Origin of the sequence: Streptomyces africanus (genome assembly GCF_002150735.1) — a bacterium.
Lineage (GTDB): Bacteria > Actinomycetota > Actinomycetes > Streptomycetales > Streptomycetaceae > Streptomyces > Streptomyces africanus.
This window is the reverse complement of record NZ_MUKA01000293.1, coordinates 1-4,030: the sequence shown is the minus strand read 5'-3', so window position 1 is coordinate 4,030 and position 4,030 is coordinate 1. Positions and strand designations below refer to the sequence as shown.

Genomic DNA, 4,030 nt, shown 5'->3' with positions numbered 1-4,030 from the left:
GCGGGCAATCGTGCCTCCCTCAGTGCCTCAAGGGCCTGGGAGGTACCCAGGGCGGCACGGGTGTGCGCAGCGGCACCCCGCTACGCCGGGCTGCGCACCCACCCCACCTCAGCCCCAACACACAGCACCCCCACACCCAACCCCGCAGCTCACGCCACCTCTGTCAGTCCCACCCCCTATCGTGCAAAACCATGACCACCCCGCGCCCGCGCCCCGCAACAGAGCTCTCCGCAGACGAGGCCCGCAGACTGACCCTCCGCGCCCAGGGCTTCCTCGGCGCCCCACCCCGCCGCGCCGGCGTCCGCGGCATCCTCCGCCACCTAGGCGCGATACAGCTCGACACCATCTCGGTCCTGGCCCGCTCCCACGAACTCGTCCCGTACGCCCGCCTGGGCGCGGTAGGCCGAAAGACAGTGGAGAACGCCTACTGGCGGGACACCCACGCCTTCGAGTACTGGTCCCACGCGGCCTGCATCCTCCCCATCGAGGAATGGCCGCACTTCGCCTTCCGCCGCCGCGCCTACCGCAACCGCCCGCACTGGAACCACGAGCTCCCGGACGGCGCCTACGACGAGGTCATCAAGCAGCTCCGCGCAGAAGGCCCCCTCACGGCCACGGAGTTGGGCGGCGCGAAGAAGACGAACGACTGGTGGGACTGGTCCGGCTCGAAGGTCGCCGTCGAACGCGCCCTGATGTACGGCGAGGTGGTCTGCGTGGAGCGCCGCGGCTGGAAGCGCGTGTACGACCTCGCCGAGCGCGCGATCCCGGAGGCCCTGCTGCACGACGAGCTGGACGACACCGAGTGCCTGCGCCGCCTGGTCCGCCTGGCGGGCCAGTCCCTCGGCGTCGGCACCCGCGCGGACATCGCCGACTACCACCGCCTCAAGGGCGAGCAGGTCGACGCGGTGATCGCCGACTCAGGCCTCGTCCCGGTCACGGTCGAGGGCTGGGGCAAGCCCGCCTGGGCCGACCCCGCGGCCCTGGAGACACCCCCGCGCGGCCGCCACCGCACCACGCTGCTCTCGCCCTTCGACTCCCTGATCTGGGAGCGGGCGCGCACGGAGCGGATCTTCGGCTTCACCCACCGCCTGGAGGCCTACGTCCCCAAACAGAAGCGGGTGTACGGCTACTTCGCGATGCCGGTCCTGGCCGGCGGCCGGCTGGTCGGTCGCGTGGACCCGGCCCGCGAGGGCCGCACGCTGGTGGCCAAGCAGGTCACGCTCGACGGCGCGAAGGCGGTCCCGGCCGTGGCCCAGGCCCTGGCCGAGGCGGCGACCTGGGTGGACTGCACGGACGTACGCGTGGAACGGGTCGACGCGCCGGACCTGCGCGAGCCCCTCGCAACGGAGCTGGCCCGCCTGACCGCCTGACCGTCAGCGGATCTCGAGGATCTTCTCCCGCATCGCGTACACCACCGCTTCCATCCTGGAGTGCAGCTGAAGCTTCTCCAGGATGTTGCGCACGTGGTTTTTCACGGTGTTCTCGGAGATGAACAACTCCTTGGCGATATCGCGGTTGTTCATCCCCGTCGCGACGAGTTTGAGGACTTCCAGTTCGCGGTCGGTGAGCCGCGGCGCGGGCACCAGCCGGCGCTCGTCCGTGCGCTGGATCATCGACTTGAACTCGGTGAGCAGCTTCGACGCCATGGACGGGCTGATCTGCGACTGACCGTCGGCCACCGCGCGAATGGCGGTGGCCACCTCGTCCGTCGAGATCTCCTTGAGGAGATAGCCGGTCGCGCCCGCCTTGATGGCCTCGTAGAGATCGGCTTCCTCATCGCTGATCGTCAGCATGATGATCTTGGCGCTGGGGGCGACCTCCTTGATGGAGGTGCAGGCCTCGATCCCGCCGCGCTTGGGCATCCGCACATCCATCAGGACGATGTCGGGCAGCAGGTCGGCGGCCTTCTCGACGGCCTCGGCGCCGTCGCCCGCCTCCCCGATGACCTGGATGTCCTCCTCGGCCGCCAGCACGATCTCCAGGCCACGGCGGAACAGGGCGTGGTCGTCGACCACAAGGACTCTGATCGGTTCCTTGCGTGGAGAGTCCGTGTCCGGGCCCATGCCGACGACGCCGTCGTCGGCATCCTCGTCACGCATCGGTCCGAAGCTGTCCGCCATCGTTCCTCCCCCTGAAGGCTGTGGCCTGTGGTCCTGAGCCATCGCCAACCCAGAGCAACGACCCACCGGTTGGGCCGTGGCCAACCATGATTTCATGCCCGGACGACACCGGGGTGACGGAGCGGGGCGTAAGAGGTCGCACGAGGGTGCCCCTGGGGGCGCACACGCGCTCCAGGGGCACCTGCTCCGCTGTCACCCGGCATGGTCAGCCGCCGAGCGCACCGCCTGCCTCGGGGGCGTGCGCCTGTGTGACCATCGTGTCCGTCCGGAGGTGGATCACGCCGTAGTCGTAGGCGTGCCGTCGGTAGACGACACTCGGTTCCTTGGTCTCGGAGTCGACGAACAGATAGAAGTCGTGCCCGACCAGTTCCATCTCGTAGAGAGCCTGGTCGAGGGTCATGGGGGCTGCGACGTGGGTCTTCTCGCGGACGACGATGGGGCCGTCACCCTGTACTTCCAGCGAGCCGATCTTCTTCGTGGGGACGGCCTCTTCAGGCTCCTCCTCCGGAGTCGGCACCAGGCCGTTTCCGTTGAGCGTCGCCACACCCGGGACGTGGTCGGCGACCTCCGCGGCCGAGATCCGGCGCGCGCCTCGGCGCGAGAACCGCTTGTCGTGTTGCCTGCGCAGCCGGGCTTCCAGCTTTTCCGCCGCCAGGTCGAGCGCCGCGTACGGATCGCTCGCCGCCGCCTCTGCCCGGATCACCGGACCGCGGGAGCGAAGCGTGATCTCCACTCGGTCGCAGCGGTCGGCCTGCCTGGGATTCGGCTCCTTGGACACCTCGACGTCGAGGCTGATCACCTTGCCATCGAGCTTCTGGATCTTCTCCAGCTTCAGCTTCTCGGCCACGTGCTTCCGGAACCGCTCGGGCACCTCGGTCTTGCGGCCCTTGACGACGATGTCCACGCAGAACTCCGTTCCCGGATCGCTCCGCTGCGCTGCGGAGCGTCTCCCTTTTGCACCAGGTCCCGGTGTGCCCCGGGACCTCGGACTCGGTGACTTCCACCTCCTCCCCCGTGGGCGAGATCTCCACTCCACCGTCGCGAGTGATGAAGAAAAACCCGCGGCACGGCATTCGGATTTGAGAGGTGTGGCCTGCGGCTTTCCCTCTCAACCGAACATATCTCGCCTGGACGGATGTCGTCACCCTCTACTGCGGCGTACCTCCGTTCAGGTGAATAAGCCTTCTCGCTACCTGCAACGACGCAAGATCTCAGTCAGTTCCGGTTTATTTCAAAAGAGTCCGGTGACGCCGCGACCACTGCCGCGCACACCACGTCAACATCTCTGCCGGCGCCTCCAGCGCCCGTCATTCCCTGCCGGCCGGGCCGCCGGCCCGTCCTCTCCCGCCTTGTTCCGACGTTCTGTTCCTCTCTGCTTTCCCACGTCTCTCCCCCGTACACGGCCGCAGTCCCCGCAGCGTTCGAAACCGGCCCCGCCGCCCGCACGGCCCGAGCGGCCTCCGCCAAGGACGCCCCCGTGGTCATCACGTCGTCGACGAGGACGACCGGTCCGCCGGAGAGCAGCCGAGCACCCCCGGGCACCAAGGCCAGCGCGCCCGCGAGATTGTCCAGCCGCTGCCTGGAGTTGAGCTCCGCCTGGTCGGCCACGGCCCGCCGCTGCCGCAGCACGCCGAGCACCCGGGCCGGCACCCCGCTGCGCCGCAGCTCTCCAGCCGCCGCGAGCGCGATCCGCCGCGCGGGATCATGTCCCCGGGCCCGCACGGCCCGCCGCCCCGACGGGACGGGCACGAGCAGGACAGGAGCCCCGGCAGCCCGGGACCATGCCCCCTCAGCCCCGGCCCAGGAGCCGCCCCACGCCGTCCGAAGCCCCGCCCGCACGGCTCCCGCCAGGGCCACTCCGAGGGGACCTGCGAGCGCCAGGGCGCCCCGTTCCTTGTGCGCCAGCAGCG

General features: G+C 69.7%; 4 protein-coding genes. 1 reads left to right on the top strand and 3 read right to left on the bottom strand.

Annotated elements, in window-relative coordinates:
- Positions 1-191: 191 nt before the first annotated feature.
- Positions 192-1,370 carry a winged helix-turn-helix domain-containing protein gene (locus CCL05_RS31840; protein WP_086564145.1) on the top strand — a complete coding sequence of 393 codons (1,179 nt, stop codon included), beginning with the start codon at positions 192-194 and terminating at the stop codon, positions 1,368-1,370.
- Positions 1,371-1,373: 3 nt separating this feature from the next.
- Here CCL05_RS31840 and CCL05_RS31835 read toward each other — a convergent pair whose 3' ends face one another.
- The 3 genes from CCL05_RS31835 to CCL05_RS31825 all read right to left on the bottom strand — a co-directional run bounded on the left by CCL05_RS31835 (position 1,374) and on the right by CCL05_RS31825 (position 4,028).
- Entirely contained in the window at positions 1,374-2,120 is a 747-nt protein-coding gene (locus CCL05_RS31835) for a response regulator (RefSeq protein ID WP_086564144.1), read from the bottom strand.
- A gap of 205 nt (positions 2,121-2,325) precedes the next feature.
- Positions 2,326-3,024: a ribosome hibernation-promoting factor, HPF/YfiA family gene (hpf, locus tag CCL05_RS31830; protein WP_086564143.1), complete on the bottom strand. Its 699-nt coding sequence runs from the start codon at positions 3,022-3,024 to the stop codon at positions 2,326-2,328.
- A gap of 311 nt (positions 3,025-3,335) precedes the next feature.
- Positions 3,336-4,028 (bottom strand): ComF family protein, encoded by a 693-nt coding sequence (locus CCL05_RS31825; protein ID WP_086564142.1) that lies wholly within the window; start codon positions 4,026-4,028, stop codon positions 3,336-3,338.
- Positions 4,029-4,030 lie beyond the last annotated feature (2 nt).

Coding starts and splice junctions, on each gene's coding strand:
- CCL05_RS31835 (WP_086564144.1), bottom strand. CDS start 2,120: ATGGCGGACAGCTTCGGACCGATGCGTGACGAGGATGCCGACGACGGC.
- CCL05_RS31840 (WP_086564145.1), top strand. CDS start 192: ATGACCACCCCGCGCCCGCGCCCCGCAACAGAGCTCTCCGCAGACGAG.